Annotated in this window: 13 protein-coding genes; 2 read left to right on the plus strand and 11 right to left on the minus strand. The window is 65.5% G+C overall.

The features are described from left to right. Window positions 1-11: 11 nt before the first annotated feature. The 4 genes from secD to queA form a co-directional block, all read right to left on the minus strand. Window positions 12-1,883: a protein translocase subunit SecD gene (gene secD, locus ACSQ8Y_RS22535; protein ID WP_436268657.1), complete on the minus strand. Its 1,872-nt coding sequence runs from the start codon at window positions 1,881-1,883 to the stop codon at window positions 12-14. Between the two features lie 67 nt (window positions 1,884-1,950). Continuing rightward, window positions 1,951-2,280, minus strand: a complete 330-nt coding sequence (yajC, locus tag ACSQ8Y_RS22540) for a preprotein translocase subunit YajC (protein WP_436268658.1) — start codon at window positions 2,278-2,280, stop codon at window positions 1,951-1,953. A 119-nt stretch (window positions 2,281-2,399) separates the two neighbouring features. Next, window positions 2,400-3,539 carry a tRNA guanosine(34) transglycosylase Tgt gene (gene tgt / locus ACSQ8Y_RS22545; RefSeq protein ID WP_436268659.1) on the minus strand — a complete coding sequence of 380 codons (1,140 nt, stop codon included), beginning with the start codon at window positions 3,537-3,539 and terminating at the stop codon, window positions 2,400-2,402. Between the two features lie 8 nt (window positions 3,540-3,547). Next, window positions 3,548-4,579 carry a tRNA preQ1(34) S-adenosylmethionine ribosyltransferase-isomerase QueA gene (queA, locus tag ACSQ8Y_RS22550; protein ID WP_436268660.1) on the minus strand — a complete coding sequence of 344 codons (1,032 nt, stop codon included), beginning with the start codon at window positions 4,577-4,579 and terminating at the stop codon, window positions 3,548-3,550. 76 nt (window positions 4,580-4,655) lie between these two features. Between queA and recG the strand changes: the two genes are divergently transcribed. Both recG and ACSQ8Y_RS22560 read left to right on the plus strand, forming a co-directional pair. Beyond that, window positions 4,656-6,743 carry an ATP-dependent DNA helicase RecG gene (gene recG / locus ACSQ8Y_RS22555; protein ID WP_436268661.1) on the plus strand — a complete coding sequence of 696 codons (2,088 nt, stop codon included), beginning with the start codon at window positions 4,656-4,658 and terminating at the stop codon, window positions 6,741-6,743. A 557-nt stretch (window positions 6,744-7,300) separates the two neighbouring features. After that, window positions 7,301-7,837, plus strand: a complete 537-nt coding sequence (locus tag ACSQ8Y_RS22560) for a M23 family metallopeptidase (RefSeq protein ID WP_436268662.1) — start codon at window positions 7,301-7,303, stop codon at window positions 7,835-7,837. 65 nt (window positions 7,838-7,902) lie between these two features. Here the strand turns inward: ACSQ8Y_RS22560 and ACSQ8Y_RS22565 are convergent, their stop codons facing one another. The 7 genes from ACSQ8Y_RS22565 to ACSQ8Y_RS22595 all read right to left on the minus strand — a co-directional run bounded on the left by ACSQ8Y_RS22565 (window position 7,903) and on the right by ACSQ8Y_RS22595 (window position 14,655). Further along, window positions 7,903-9,120: an MFS transporter gene (locus ACSQ8Y_RS22565; protein WP_436268663.1), complete on the minus strand. Its 1,218-nt coding sequence runs from the start codon at window positions 9,118-9,120 to the stop codon at window positions 7,903-7,905. 10 nt (window positions 9,121-9,130) lie between these two features. Further along, window positions 9,131-10,123 carry a Gfo/Idh/MocA family protein gene (locus ACSQ8Y_RS22570; protein WP_436268664.1) on the minus strand — a complete coding sequence of 331 codons (993 nt, stop codon included), beginning with the start codon at window positions 10,121-10,123 and terminating at the stop codon, window positions 9,131-9,133. Between the two features lie 66 nt (window positions 10,124-10,189). Beyond that, window positions 10,190-11,005 (minus strand): DUF3025 domain-containing protein, encoded by an 816-nt coding sequence (locus ACSQ8Y_RS22575; protein ID WP_436268665.1) that lies wholly within the window; start codon window positions 11,003-11,005, stop codon window positions 10,190-10,192. A gap of 22 nt (window positions 11,006-11,027) precedes the next feature. Continuing rightward, window positions 11,028-12,077, minus strand: coding sequence for a dihydroorotase (gene pyrC / locus ACSQ8Y_RS22580; RefSeq protein WP_436268666.1), 1,050 nt, complete (start codon window positions 12,075-12,077; stop codon window positions 11,028-11,030). 176 nt (window positions 12,078-12,253) lie between these two features. Continuing rightward, complete coding sequence (locus ACSQ8Y_RS22585) at window positions 12,254-12,958, minus strand: amino acid ABC transporter permease (RefSeq protein WP_436268667.1); 705 nt, start codon at window positions 12,956-12,958, stop codon at window positions 12,254-12,256. Further along, entirely contained in the window at window positions 12,958-13,707 is a 750-nt protein-coding gene (locus ACSQ8Y_RS22590) for an amino acid ABC transporter permease (protein ID WP_436268668.1), read from the minus strand. Before ACSQ8Y_RS22590 ends, ACSQ8Y_RS22585 begins: the two co-directional genes overlap by 1 nt. A 9-nt stretch (window positions 13,708-13,716) precedes the next feature. Next, on the minus strand, window positions 13,717-14,655 hold the full coding sequence (locus tag ACSQ8Y_RS22595; RefSeq protein ID WP_436269891.1) for an amino acid ABC transporter substrate-binding protein: 939 nt from the start codon (window positions 14,653-14,655) through the stop codon (window positions 13,717-13,719). Between the last annotated feature and the right edge of the window lie 20 nt (window positions 14,656-14,675).

A 14,675-nucleotide genomic window follows, 5' to 3' on the forward strand; every position in this document is an offset into this window, starting at 1 on the left:
ATCTACCTTCTTTATTTCGACGACTGGCCGGGAACCCAGACCGTGCCGATGGCGACGGACTGGAGCTTCTTCTTGCGGCCGTACCAGAGGTTGACCACGCCGCGCGACACGAAGACGGCGGAGAACATCGACGTCAGGATGCCCAGGCAGTGCACCACGGCGAAACCGCGCACGGCGCCCGAACCGAACACCAGCAGCGCCAGGCCGACGATCAGCGTGGTGACGTTGGAGTCGAGGATGGTGGCGAAGGCGCGGTCGAAACCGGCCGCGATGGCAGCCTGCGGCGACGCGCCGCCGCGCAGCTCTTCGCGGATACGCTCGTTGATCAGCACGTTGGCGTCGATCGCCATGCCCAGCGCCAGCGCGATAGCGGCAATGCCGGGCAGGGTCAGCGTGGCTTGCATCTTCGACAGCAGCGCGATCAGCAGCAGCAGGTTGACGCCCAGCGCCAGCACGCTGAAGAAACCGAACATCATGTAGTAGGCGATCATGAACACGGCGATGGCGGCGAAGCCGTATACCATGGACAGCTCGCCCTTCTTGATGTTCTCGGCGCCCAGCGCGGGGCCGATGGTGCGTTCCTCGATCACGGTCATCGGCGCGTACAGCGCGCCCGAGCGCAGCAGCAGCGCCAGTTCGGCCGAGTTCTCGGCGTTGCCCATGCCGGTGATGTTGAAGCGGCTGCCCAGCTCATCCTGGATGGTGGCCACGGACAGCACTTCCGGCTTGCCCTTCTGCTCGTACAGCACGATGGCCATGCGCTTGCCGATGCGGTCGCGGGTCGCTTCGCGCATCTTGCGGCCGCCGTCGCCGTTCAGGTCGATCGACACGGCCGGCTGGTGGTTCTGGTCGAAGCTGGCGGTGGCGCTGGAGATGTATTCGCCGGTCAGCGTGATGTCCTTGCTCAGGATCACGGGCACGCCCTTGCCGACGGTAAACAGCTCTGAGTTGAACGGCACGGCGCTTTGCAGCTCGGTGCCGGGGGTGATGCTGTCGTCGACCATGCGCACTTCCAGCGTGGCGGTGCGGCCGATGATGGCCTTGGCGCGCGCCACGTCCTGCACGCCGGGCAGCTGGACCACGATGCGGTCCGGGCCCTGCTGCTGGATCAACGGTTCGGCCACGTTCAGTTCATTGACACGCTTGGACAGCGTGGCGATGTTCTGGCGCACGCCGTTGGCCATGGCTTCCTTCAGCGCGGCCGGCTTCAGGCTCAGCGTGAGCAGCAGGTCGCTGCCGTCGGCGCCGTCGACCAGGTCCAGGTCCGGCATCTGCTCGGAGATCAGGGCCTTGGCGGCGCTGCGGGTTTCGGCGTCGCGGAATTTCACCTCCACGGTGTTGCCCTTGCGCTCGATGCCGGCGTGGCGGATGCTCTTGTCGCGCAGCGCGCCGCGCACGGCGGTCTGCACGCCCAGTACTTTTTTCTCCAGCGCCGCCTGCACGTCCACCTGCATCAGGAAGTGCACGCCGCCGCGCAAGTCCAGGCCCAGGTACATCGGCAGCGCGCCGATGCTTTGCATCCAGCGCGGCGTATTGGGCGTCAGGTTGTTGGTGACGATGTAGGCCGGGTCGGACGGGTCCGGGTTCAGCGCACGCTCCAGGGCCAGCTTGGCCTTGAACTGGGTGTCGGTGTCGCTGAAGCGGACGCGCACGGAAGTGCGGCTGCCGGTGCCGTCCAGGCTCACGCCCTCATGCGCCAGCTTTTCCTGATTGAGCACCGCGTCGACGCGCGACGTCAGTTCGCCGCCGACCTTGACCGTGGCCTTGCCACTGGTGACCTGCAGCGCCGGCGATTCGCCGAAATAATTCGGAGCCGTATACAGTGCGCCCAACAGCACGGTAATGGCGATGATGATGTACTTCCAGACAGGATAGCGGTTCATATTATTCTGCGTTCCAGGAGAGACTCAAACGGGCCGCGCTATGCGACATAGGGCGGCCCGTGGTGTATTACAGCGCTTTCAGCGTGCCCTTGGGCAGCAGCGTGGTGATCGATGGCTTTTGCACCACGATTTCGGTTCCGGCGGCCACTTCCACGGTCACATAGGTGTCGGTCACCTTGGAGACCTTGCCCAGGATGCCGCCCGCGGTGACGACTTCGTCGCCCTTGGCCAGCGCGTCCATCATGGCTTTCTGTTCCTTGGCGCGTTTTTGCTGAGGACGGATCATCAGGAAATACATCACCACAAACATCAGTACCAGCGGCAGGAAGCTGGTCAGATTACCGCCCAGGCCGAGTGCGTCGGTCGGGCTTTGGGCGTAGGCATTGGAAATGAACACAGGGAACTCCAGTTGATTAGTTTGAAAAAATAGCGCTGTATTCTAGCACTGGCCGGGACGCGCCAGACGTCCGGGCTAAGTGGGGGCAATAAATGTATTTGCAAGAATGAACGAATTGCTTAGATGCCGCGCGCGCGGTCGGCGTGGAATTGCGCCACCCAGGCCGGGAAACGGTCCTCGTCGAGCGCCTCGCGCATCTGGCGCATGATGTCGAGGTAGTAGTGCAGGTTGTGGATGGTGTTCAGGCGCGCACCGAGGATCTCCTGCGAGCGGAACAGGTGGTGCAGATAGGCGCGCGAGAAATTGCGGCAGGCGTAGCAGGCGCAGCTCGCGTCCAGCGGTTCCATGTCTTCTTTGTAACGTGCGTTCTTGATCTTGATGTCGCCGTAGCGGGTGAAGATCCAGCCGTTGCGCGCGTTGCGGGTCGGCATCACGCAGTCGAACATGTCGACACCGTTCGACACGCCGGCCACCAGGTCTTCCGGCGTGCCCACGCCCATCAGGTAGTGCGGCTTGTTGGGCGGCAGGCGCGGGCCGACGTGGGCCAGCACGCGCATCATGTCTTCCTTGGGCTCGCCGACCGACAGGCCACCAATGGCCAGGCCCGGGAAGTCGATTTCCTCCAGCTGGGCCAGCGATTCGTCGCGCAGGCTCTCGAACATGCCGCCCTGGACGATGCCGAACAGCGCGTTCGGGTTCTCGCCGCGCTTGAACTCGTCCATCGAGCGCTGGGCCCAGCGCAAGGACATGCGCATGGACTTGGCCGCCTCCTCGACCGTGGCCGGGCGGCCGTCGATCTCGTAGGGCGTGCACTCGTCGAACTGCATCACGATGTCGGAGTTGAGCACGCGCTGGATCTGCATCGAGACCTCGGGCGACAGGAACAGCTTGTCGCCGTTGATGGGCGAATTGAAGTGCACGCCCTCCTCGGTGATCTTGCGCATGTCGCCCAGGGAGAACACCTGGAAGCCGCCCGAATCGGTGAGGATGGGCTTGTCCCAGCCCATGAACTTGTGCAGGCCGCCGAACTTGGCCACCACGTCGTTGCCCGGACGCAGCCACAGGTGGAAGGTGTTGCCGAGGATGATCTGCGCGCCGATTTCCTTCAGCTCCAGCGGCGACATCGCCTTCACCGAGCCGTAGGTGCCGACCGGCATGAAGATCGGCGTCTGCACCTCGCCGTGGTTCAGTTTCACGGTGCCGCGGCGGGCCTTGGTCAAGCCGGTGGTGTCGTTCTTGATGAGTTTAAATTCAAGCATTCTGTATCCTAATTTTTAGCACGGGACTGCGTGGTCAGCAGCATCGCGTCGCCGTAGCTGAAGAAGCGGTATTCGTTGGCGATCGCGTGGGCGTAGGCCTGGCGGATCTCCTCATAGCCCGCGAAGGCCGACACCAGCATCAGCAGGGTCGATTTCGGCAGGTGGAAATTGGTGATCAAGCGGGTCACCGTCTTGAACTGGTAGCCGGGCGTGATGAACAGGGCCGTGTCGGCGCTGCCCGCCTCCAGCGATCCGCTCTGCGAGGCCGATTCCAGCGCGCGCAAGCTGGTCGTGCCCACGGCGACCACGTCGTGGCCGGCGGCGCGGGTGGCGCGCACGGCGTCGACGGTCGCTTGCGGCATGGTGTACCACTCGGTGTGCATCTTGTGCTCGGCCAGGTTCTCGGTGCGCACCGGCTGGAAGGTGCCTGCGCCCACGTGCAGCGTGACGTAGGCGAAATTGACGCCCTTGTCCTTCAATTTCTGCAGCAGCGCCTCGTCGAAGTGCAGGCCGGCCGTGGGCGCGGCGACGGCGCCCGGCACCTTGTTGAACACGGTCTGGTAGCGCGTTTCGTCGAATTCGTCGGCGGTGTGCTCGATATAGGGCGGCAGCGGCAGGCGGCCGTGGGCCTCGATCAGGTCGAACACGTCATCCTCGAAGTGCAGGGTGTAGAACTCGCCGGCGCGCTCGCCGACGGTGACGTCGAAGGCGTCCGCCAGGCGGATCTTCACGCCGGGGCCGGGCGACTTGGAGGCGCGCACCTGGGCCAGCACGGTGCGGGTATCGAGCACGCGCTCGACCAAGGCCTCGACCTTGCCGCCGCTGTCCTTGACGCCGAAGAAACGGGCTTTCAGCACGCGCGTGTCGTTCATCACCAGCAGGTCGCCGGCCTGGAGCTGGTCCAGGATGTCGGTGAACTGGCGGTCGTGCAGTTCAGCACCGTCGACGTGCAGCAGGCGCGAAGCACTGCGGTCCGGCAGCGGAAATTGCGCTATGCGCTCCTGTGGCAAGTTAAAATCGAAATCTGATAAAGAATACATGACGCACTTCTGAAACTGTTGGGCAACCCTCTATTTTACGCTAGTAGAAGGGAAGCACCGCGAATTTGCCTAAGCTATGCCCGAACCGACGCAAAAACCTCCTAAAAAACCCGCAGCCAAGGGCGGAAAAATCACCGCAGCCAACGCCGAAGCCAAGCTCGCCAAACTGGGCCTGCGCACCGATATGGACCTGGTGCTGCACCTGCCGATGCGCTACGAGGATGAAACGCAGGTCTTTGCGATCGCCGACGCCTGCCTGCGCGGCGGCCAGTCGTGGCAGGTGGAAGGCATCGTCACCAAGAATGAAATCACCTTCAAGCCGCGCAAGCAGCTGCTGGTGCACATCGCCGACGAGACGGGCGGCATCCAGCTGCGCTTCATGAACTTCTATGGCAGCCAGGTCAAGCAGCTGGCCGAGGGCACGCGGGTGCGCGCGCGCGGCGAGGTCAAGCACGGCTTCTTCGGCGCGGAAATCGTGCATCCGGTGTACAAGGTGATCAATGAAGGGGCGCCGCTGCCGGCGTCCTTGACCCCGGTGTACCCGTCCGGCGAAGGCCTGCCGCAGTACATCCTGCGGCGCGCCATCACCGACGCCATGCAGCGCGTCGACTGGACCGACACCCTGCCGGCGGAACTGGTGCGGCGCATGCACCTGAGCGATTTCGAGCCCGCCGTGCGGCTCTTGCACTACCCGACGCCGGAAGTGGACGAGCACGCGCTGATGGACCGCTCGCATCCGGCATGGACGCGCGTGAAGTTCGACGAACTGCTGGCGCAGCAGCTGTCGTTGAAGCGCGCGCAGCAGGCGCGGCGCTCCAAGGGCGCCGCCGCGCTGAGGAAAGTCGGCCAGCTGTCGACCGCCTTCCAGGCCGCGCTGCCGTTCAAGCTGACCGGCGCGCAGCAACGCGTGCTCGACGAGATCCGCGCCGACCTGCGCCAGCAGTATCCGATGCAGCGTCTGCTGCAGGGCGACGTCGGCGCCGGCAAGACCGTGGTGGCCGCGCTGGCGGCCGCGCAAGCGATCGACAGCGGCTACCAGGCGGCGCTGATGGCGCCGACCGAGATCCTGGCCGACCAGCACTTCCGCAAGATCGCCGCGTGGATGGAGCCGCTGGGCGTGAAGGTGGTGTGGCTGACGGGCAGCCTGAAGAAAAAGGAAAAGGCGCTGGCCACCGAGCTGGTCGAATCGGGCGAGGCGCGGCTGGTGATCGGCACGCACGCGCTGATCCAGGACAACGTCGCGTTCGAGAACCTGGGCCTGGTGATCGTCGACGAGCAGCACCGTTTCGGCGTGGGACAGCGCCTCACGCTGCGCAACAAGGGCAACGCGGGCGCCATTCCGCACCAGCTGATGATGTCGGCCACGCCCATCCCGCGCACCCTGGCGATGACCTATTACGCCGATCTCGAGGTGTCGGTGATAGACGAGCTGCCGCCGGGCCGCACACCCATCGTCACGCGCGCCATCGACCAGAACCGGCGCGACGAAGTGATCGCCCGCGTGCATGCGGCGGCACTCGAGGGGCGGCAGGTGTACTGGGTCTGCCCGCTGATCGAGGAATCGGAAGCGCTGCAGTTGCAGACCGCGACCGACACGCATGCGCTGCTGGCCGAGGCGCTGCCGGACCTGCGTGTCGGCCTGGTGCACGGCCGCCTCAAGCCCGCCGAAAAGCAAGCCATCATGGACGCCTTCAGCGCCAACGAGATGCAGGTGCTGGTGGCGACCACGGTGATCGAAGTGGGCGTGGACGTGCCGAACGCCTCGCTGATGGTGATCGAGCACGCAGAACGCTTCGGCCTGTCGCAGCTGCACCAGCTGCGCGGGCGCGTGGGCAGGGGGTCGGCGGCCAGCGTCTGCCTGCTGCTTTACCAGAGCCCGCTGGGCCAGGTCGCCAAGCAGCGCCTGATGACGATGCGCGAAACCACCGACGGCTTCGAAATCGCGCGGCGCGACCTGGAGATACGCGGTCCCGGCGAATTCCTCGGTGCGCGGCAAAGCGGCCAGGCCATGCTGCGCTTCGCCGACCTGGAAACCGACGGCTGGCTGGTCGACCAGGCGCGCGACGTCGCCCACGCCCTGCTGCACGACCCCGCCAGCGCCGCCACGGTGGAAACCCACCTCGAGCGCTGGCTCGGCGGCCGCGAGGAATTCCTGAAAGTCTAACCCTGGGAACCCTGGGGTCAGGCCTGCATTCGTGCAATTCCCGGCTGGGGTCAGGCGTGCATGCGTGCATATTTGAGCGGCATCATTCCTGGGTAACCATCGCCATCATGCCCGGGCTAGCGGGCAATTCGCAAAGCGGGCACATGGCAACCTGCGCTGAAGAGCTGGCTGCTGGACTTGCCTTGCACTCAAAACCAACGCTGCAACGCTCACGATGCGGGGCCTCTAATTGCATGATTGCAGGCCCGACCCCAGCCGGGAATTGCACGATTGCAGGCCTGACCCCAGGGTTGTGACCTGACCCCAGGGTTGGGGCGCTGCCAGCAGGAAGTGGAGCGTACTTGCCGGACGGCGCGGCCTGTGCGACACTCGCCGGCCTTATGCGCAAACTTTCCTCTCCCATCCTGCCCTTGGTTCTGACCACAATCTATTTATCGCTGGGTTTGCCGCTGGCACAGCCGGCGTATGCCGAACCAATCGTGGTGCCCCAGAGCACGCCAGTGGCGGCGGAAAAGCCGGCTAAATGGCACTGGCCTCTTGAAGGCGCGACAGCGCGCGTGAGCAGCTTCTTCGGCGCGCTGCGCGGCCGCCGCGCCCACGGCGGCGTCGATTTCTCCACCCCGGTCGGCACGCCCGTCAAGGCCACCGACAGCGGCGTGGTGGTGGCCTCCACCAATCGCTACGAAGGCGACAGGAAGTACGGCGAAGTGGTCGTCATCGAACACATGAACGGTTTCCGCTCGCTGTACGCCCACTTGAACAGCCGCGACGTCAAGGTCGGCGACGAGGTGGCGGCCGGCCAGTCCATCGGCGAGTCCGGCAAGACCGGCCACTCGACCGGCCCGCATCTGCACCTGGAAGCGTTCTACAACGGCGCCCGCACCGATCCGAAGAACCTGCTGGCCGGGCTGGACGAGACCGCGCTGCCTTCGGCGCTGACAGCAAAACAGTACACCTCCGCCGACGGCAGTTTCGTCACCAAAAGCCCTTACACCGCGCGCGTGAAAGCCGGCGGCAAAGCGGCCAGGGACACCGCTCAGAAGCACATCACGAAGCGCCCCGCCAGATCCAGCAAGAAGTCCGGCCGCAAATAGGCCAGGAAGACGAGTGCCAGCGCACCCGCCACCGCCGCCCTGATCAGCCAGGTCTTCATCGCATGCTACGCGGGCTTGAGCGCGCCGCGCGCCACCGGGCGCTCGTCCACCGGCAAATTGGCCAGCCCCGCCATCACGCCCAGCGCAATCGCCAGGCCCCACACGACGTCGTAGTTGCCCTTCAGCGCGAACAGGTAGCCACCCAGCCAGACGCCGAGGAAGCTGCCGATCTGGTGCGACAAGAACACCACGCCTGCCAGCATGGACATGTGCTTGACGCCGAAGATTCCGGCGATGACGCCATTCGTCAGCGGCACCGTGGACAGCCAGATGAAACCCATCGCCGCCGCGAACACATACACGGATACGGCGGACAAGGGCGCCAGCAGGAACAGGCCGATCACCAGCGAGCGGATGAAGTAGATGCCCGACAGCAGGTAGCGCTTGGGCACCATGCCGCCCCACTTGCCGGCAAAGTAGGAACCGAAAATATTGAACAGGCCGATCAGCGCCAGCGCCATCACGGCGATCCTGGGGTCGCCCATGCCTTTGTCCTTCAGGTAGGCGGGCAGATGGACCGCGATGAACACGACCTGGAAGCCGCACACAAAGTAGCCGGCCACCAGGAACAGGAAGGAGCGGTTGCGCAGCGCCTCGCCCAGCGCGTCGCCTATGCTCTGGTGCTGGCCCTCGCCGTGCGATACCGGCGGCTCGCGCAGGAAGAAGGACATCGGCACCATGGCCACCATGATCGCGCCCGCCAGCAGGTAGAAGGCGTTCTCCCAGCCGACCGAGGAGATCATGAACTGCTCCAGCGGCATCATCATGAACTGGCCGAAGGAGCTGGTGGCGCCGGAGATGCCGAAGGCCCAGGAACGCCGTTCCACCGGCGCCACGCGGCCGATGATGCCGCTGACGGCGCCGAAGCCGGTGCACGCCAAGCCCAGGCCGATGAACACGCCCGAGCCGACGATGAACAGCGCGGGCTGCGTCACCACCGCCATCCAGACCAGGCCCGCCGTGTAGCTGAGCGCTCCCGCCAGCACCACGCGCATGGTGCCGAAGCGGTCGGCCGCCATGCCGGCGAAGGGGCCGAACACTCCCCACATCAAATTCTGCAGGGCCAGCGCCAGCGAGAACGTTTCACGGGTCCAGCCGTTCGCTTGCGAGATGGGCTGCATCCAGAAGCCGAAGCCGTGGCGCACACCCAAGGCCAGTATCAGGACGACGCCGCTGGCGAGCAGCACGGTTTTCAGCGACGGCGCGCGGTCGGAGGTGAACATGGGGTATTCCTTACTGCGCGGCGTCGGCGCTGTAACGCACGCCGATCTGCGCGCGCATGGTGTCGAGTATGCCCATCAGGGCGACGCTTTCGTCCAGCGGCATGACGGGGCTTTCGAGCAGGCCGGCGCGCAGGCAGCGTACCACCTCGGCCGCTTCGTGCGGATAGCCGTTGCCGCTGCGCGGAATACGCAGTTCGCGCTTGCCGCCGTCGGCCAGCTCCACGGTCAGCGATTCGGTGTAGTGGAAGCGGGAGTTCAGACGCACAAAACCCTTGTCGCCGGATATGGTCAGTTCGCACGGCGTGCGCGCGCGCAGGCTGCTGGAGCAGGACGCGACGGCGCCGCTCTCATGCTTGAGCGCGAACGATGCCTGTACGTCGACGCCGGTCGCTCCCAGCTCGCCCACGGCGTGCGCCGCCGCGACCGGGCCGAGGAAAAAGGCCGACAGCGACAGCGGGTAGATGCCCAGGTCAAGCAGCGAGCCGCCGCCCAGGGCGGGGTTGAACATGCGGTGCTCCGGCCCCACGTCCGCGGCGAAGCCGAAGTCCGCGCTGACGCTGGCGGGCGTGCCGATTTCTCCGCTGTCGACGATGCGCTTGGCTTCCACGATGGCGGGCATGAAGCGGCTCCACATCGCTTCCATGACGAACAGCTTTTTCGCGCGCGCCAGCGCGACGACTTCCTCGGCTTCGCGGCGGTTCACGGTGAACGATTTTTCCACCAGCAGCGCCTTGCCCGCGTTCAGGCACATGATGGCGTTCTCGTGGTGCATGGGGTGCGGCGTGGCGATGTAGATGACGTCCACTTCGGGATCGTCGGCCAGGGCCTGGTAGCTGGCGTGGCGGCGCGGTACGCCGTAGGCTGCAGCGAAGGATGCGGCGCCGTCCAGCGTACGCGAAGCTACCGCGACCAGTTCCGCGCCGGCGGTGTCGCGCAAGCCTTCTGCCATGGCTTTCGCGATTTTTCCTGTGCCCAGGATGCCCCAGCGGATTACCTTGTCCATCGTCTGCGTCGCTTTCTGCCGCGTCGGCGGCGCTGTGGCGGGTTGCGGCCGTTGGCCTAACCCGCCCTACGTTTGTACAGCGCGGCTCCGCTTGGGGCGGAATACCGCGACGTCGCTATAGAAATCCTCATCCTGCTGCGGCCACCAGCCCGGCACGCCGAGCACCGGCAGCGGCGTGAAGGACGACTTGCCCAGGCCTTCATCGGCCAGCTCCCGCGCCACCTGCGCGTCCAGCCAGGCTTGCCGCGCAGCGTGGCCCAGGGCGAAGAAGCCGTCGCCCGCCATCACGATGCGCGTGTGGGCGGTGATGGCCTTGTACGGCGCCACCAGCTTCTCCATCAGCGCATGGCCGAACAGCCAGACCTGCGCGTCAACACCAAACAGTGCGCGCAGCTCGACGAAGGCGGCGCGCCATTCGTGGCCGCGCAGCGCCTGCGCCAGCGCCCTGCCCCGCTCGGACTCGCGCACCACCAGCAACGCGGCATTCTCGTCGAACAGCGTGGCGGCGTCGCGCGCCGGTCCGCGCGATTTGCCGACGCCGTCCTGCGCAATCTGCGCCGCCTGCAGTGCGTTCAGCTGCCGCTTGATCAGCGGAAAACTGAGCCACACCAGGCCATTGAAAAAGTCGTGCAGATTGTCGCGCGTGGGCACGCCGCCCGTGGCGCCGATGAACTCCTCGTACGCCACGCCTTCGGGCAGCGCGCTTTGCGGCACGAAGGCCAGCGGCAGCCCTTGATGATTACATAATTCGCGCGCGCTTGCTTGCGCATTGAAAAGGGGGATGACGCCGGCCGCGACGGGATCCGCATCGACTCCGGCTGCCGCAGCGGCAGCCTGCACGGACTGATACCAGGGGCGCGACCAGTCGATTGCTTCTAACACGCTAGTTACCGCTTCCAGCCTGTCAGGCCATCTTCCAGTTGATGGTCTCGCCGGCGTTCAGCGGCACCACTTCCAGCTCGGCCAGCGGCAGGGTAGCCGGCAGGGTCCACTGTTCGCGGCGCAGCGTGATGGTGCCGGCGTTCGGTTCCAGGTTGTAGAAGGCCGGGCCGTTCAGGCTGGCGAAGGCTTCCAGCTTGTCCAGCGCACCGGCGCGCTCGAAGGCTTCGGCGTACAGTTCCATCGCGTGCAGCGCGGTGTAGCAGCCGGCGCAGCCGCAGGCGTTCTCCTTGGCGCCCTGCGCGTGCGGCGCGGAGTCGGTACCGAGGAAGAAGCGCTCGTCGCCGCTGGTGGCCGCCGTCATCAGCGCCAGGCGGTGCTCTTCTCGCTTCAGGATGGGCAGGCAATAGTAGTGGGGGCGGATGCCGCCCTTGAAGATCTCGTTGCGGTTGTACAGCAGGTGGTGCGCGGTGATGGTGGCGGCGATCGGGCCTTCGGCTTCGGCCACGTATTCGGCGGCCTGGCGCGTGGTGATGTGCTCGAACACGACTTTCAGCTCGGGGAAGTCCTTGCGCAGCGGACGCATCACGCGTTCGATGAAGACGGCTTCGCGGTCGAACACGTCGACCTCGGGATCGGTCACTTCGCCGTGCACCAGGAAGGGCAGGTCCAGCTCCTGCATCACCTCCAGCGCCTTGTAGCAGTTTTTCAGGTCGGTGACGCCGGCGTCCGAATTGGTGGTGGCGCCTGCCGGGTACAGCTTCACGGCGTGTACGAAACCGCTGTCGGCGGCGCGGCGGATTTCGTCCGGGTCGGTGTTATTGGTCAGGTACAGCGTCATCAGTGGCTCAAAGCTCATGCCGGCCGGCAACGCGGCCAGGATGCGGCCGCGGTAGGCTGCGGCGGCGGCCACGGTAGTGACCGGCGGCTTCAGATTGGGCATGACGATGGCGCGGCCGAACTGGCGCGCGCTGTGCGGCAGCACGCTGGCCATGGTGGCGCCGTCGCGCAGGTGCAAATGCCAGTCGTCTGGGCGGATGATGGTGATGCTGTCGGGGCTTGCAATGTTGGACATGGCGGCTGCTCTCAGTGAGGAATCCCGCCATTTTACCCTTTGCACCCCGCATGACGCATAGGAGATAGCGCATGGATACGATTTCCGCCAGCGAGGCCTGCGCCCGCCTGTCCAGCCTGATTAACGAAACGACAAGCAACCATGCGCCGGTCATTATCACCGGCACAAATGGCAGCCTAGCGCACGATGGCGACCTTGCGCTGCAGCTGGCGCACCAGCCAGGACAGCGCGGCGCACATGACGAAATACACCACCGCCACGAACAGATACATCTCCACCAGCCGCCCGTCGCGCTGGGCCACCTTGCTGGCGGCGCCGACGAAGTCCGGCACCGACAGCACGTACACCAGCGACACATCCTGGAACAGCACGATGGTTTGCGTCAGCAGCACCGGCAGCATGTTGCGGAAGGCTTGCGGCAGGATCACGTGGCCCATCATCTGCCAGTAGCCCATACCCAGCGCCTGCGCCGCCAGCATCTGCCCGCGCGCCACCGACTGTATGCCGCCGCGCATGATCTCGCAGTAGTAGGCGGCCTGGAACAGGATGAAGGTGATCAGCGCGGACCAGAACGCCCCTACCTTGACCGGTTCCGGCGCGCCGATGACCCAGGCGCCGATGTAGGGCACGAGGAAGTAGAACCAGAAGATGACCAGCACCAGCGGCACGGCGCGCATCAGGTTCACGTAGCCGGAGGCCAGCAGCGACAGGGGGCGGCTCGACGACAGGCGCCCCAGCGCCAGCAGCGTGCCGAGCGCGACGCCGCCCAGCATGGCGAACAAGGTCAGCTCCAGCGTGAAGGCCATGCCGACCTGGAACAGGTAGACCCAGGAGCGGGCGATGACGTCGAAATCGAAGCCGCTAAAGAAGCCAGTGAGCATCAGCGCCCTCCGCCGGAATGGCTGCCGGGCAGCGCCAGCTTGCGCTCGAGCAGGTGCATCAGCCCCACCACGATGATGTTGACGGTGACATAGATCAGCGTGGCGGCGGAAAAGGCCTCGAACACCTGGAACGAGAATTCCTGGATGGCGCGCGCGCTGGCGGTCAGCTCGGTCAAGCCTATGGTCAGCGCGATGGAGCTGTTCTTGATGATGTTGAGGAATTCGCTGGTGAGCGGCGGCAGGATGATGCGGAACGCCAGCGGCAGCAGCACGTGGCGGTACATCTGCCAGCGCGACAGGCCCAGCGCCATGGCGGCCAGCTTCTGCCCGCCGGACAGCGCCTCGATGCCGGCCGTGACCTGCACCGCCACCCGCGCCGACGTGTAAAAGCCGAGCGAGATGACGGCCGTGATGAAGGGCGCGTTGGACTGCGCCTTGAGCCAGGCGCCCACGTCCGCCGGCACCAGTTCCGGCATGACGAAGTACCACAGGAACATCTGCACCAGCAGCGGCACGTTGCGGAACAGTTCGATGTAGGCGGTGCACAGGCGGCGCAGCCACGCGCCCATCCAGGAATCGGGCAGGGTGCGCGCGGTGCCGATCAACACGCCCAGCAGCAGGGCCATGATCCAGCCGGACAGCGACGCGGCCAGCGTCCATTGCAGGCCGTCGACCAGCGTCTCCCAGTAGGTGTGCACGCCGTCCGGCGACTCTTCCCAGAAAATGCGCCAGTTCCAGTGGTAATTCATGGCGCCGGCTTACTTGGCCTTTTTCTTGGCGGCAGCCTGCTGCGCGGGCGGCACGGCGGCATAGGCTGCGGGGTCGGGCGAGTCGGTCGGCTTGAGCAGCACGGCCTGCAGCTGCGGCGGCATGGGGAAGTTCAGGTTGATGCCCTTCGGGGGGATGGGGCTCATGAACCACTTGTCGTAGACCTTCTTGTAGTCGTCGCTCTGGTAGAAGCGCGTCAGCGTGGCGTCCACCAGCTGCTTGAAGGCCGGGTCGTCGCGCCGCAGCATGATGCCGTAGGGCTCGACCGACAGCGCCTCCTTGGTGATCTCGTAATCGCCCGGGTTCTTCGAGGCGGCCACCTGGGCCGCCAGCAGGATGTCGTCGTTGGCCTGCGCGGCGGCGCGGCCGGTCTCCAGCATCAGGAACGATTCGGGGTGGTCCTTGCCGACCATGATGTTCATGCCGAGGTTCATCTCGCTGTTCAGGATGGTCATCTGCTTGAGCGTGGTGGTGCCTGCGGTGGCGGCCAGGGTCTTGCCCTTCATGTCTGCCAGGCTGTGGATGCCGGAACTCTTCTTGACCAGCAGCTTGTTGGCCACCACGAACATGGTGGGCGCGAATGCCACCTGCTTCTGGCGCTCGGCATTGTTGGTGGCGGAGCCGCATTCGAGGTCGATGGTGCCGTTGGCCATCAGCGGGATGCGGTTGGCCGATGTGACGGGATTGAACACCACCTTCACCGACGTCAGCCCGAGCTGTTTCTGCGCGGCGGTGACGATTTTCATGCACAGGTCGACCGAGTAGCCGAGGTACTGCTGCTTGTCATCCAGGTAGGAGAAGGGAACGGAGGCGTCGCGCACGCCCAGGGTGATGGTGCCGGTGCGCTTGATCTTGGCCAGCGTGCCGGTGGGTTCCTGGGTCTGGGCCGATACGCCGGCGGGCACGGCCGATGCCGCGGCGGCACACATCAAGATGGTCAACATTCTGT

It is taken from the genome of Pseudoduganella sp. LjRoot289 (assembly GCF_964252925.1).
GTDB lineage: Bacteria > Pseudomonadota > Gammaproteobacteria > Burkholderiales > Burkholderiaceae_D > Rugamonas.

Coding starts and splice junctions, on each gene's coding strand:
- ACSQ8Y_RS22590 (WP_436268668.1), bottom strand. CDS start 13,707: ATGAATTACCACTGGAACTGGCGCATTTTCTGGGAAGAGTCGCCGGAC.
- pyrC (WP_436268666.1), bottom strand. CDS start 12,077: ATGTCCAACATTGCAAGCCCCGACAGCATCACCATCATCCGCCCAGAC.
- ACSQ8Y_RS22570 (WP_436268664.1), bottom strand. CDS start 10,123: ATGGACAAGGTAATCCGCTGGGGCATCCTGGGCACAGGAAAAATCGCG.
- ACSQ8Y_RS22595 (WP_436269891.1), bottom strand. CDS start 14,655: ATGTGTGCCGCCGCGGCATCGGCCGTGCCCGCCGGCGTATCGGCCCAG.
- ACSQ8Y_RS22565 (WP_436268663.1), bottom strand. CDS start 9,120: ATGTTCACCTCCGACCGCGCGCCGTCGCTGAAAACCGTGCTGCTCGCC.
- tgt (WP_436268659.1), bottom strand. CDS start 3,539: ATGCTTGAATTTAAACTCATCAAGAACGACACCACCGGCTTGACCAAG.
- secD (WP_436268657.1), bottom strand. CDS start 1,883: ATGAACCGCTATCCTGTCTGGAAGTACATCATCATCGCCATTACCGTG.
- recG (WP_436268661.1), top strand. CDS start 4,656: ATGCCCGAACCGACGCAAAAACCTCCTAAAAAACCCGCAGCCAAGGGC.
- queA (WP_436268660.1), bottom strand. CDS start 4,579: ATGTATTCTTTATCAGATTTCGATTTTAACTTGCCACAGGAGCGCATA.
- ACSQ8Y_RS22585 (WP_436268667.1), bottom strand. CDS start 12,958: ATGCTCACTGGCTTCTTTAGCGGCTTCGATTTCGACGTCATCGCCCGC.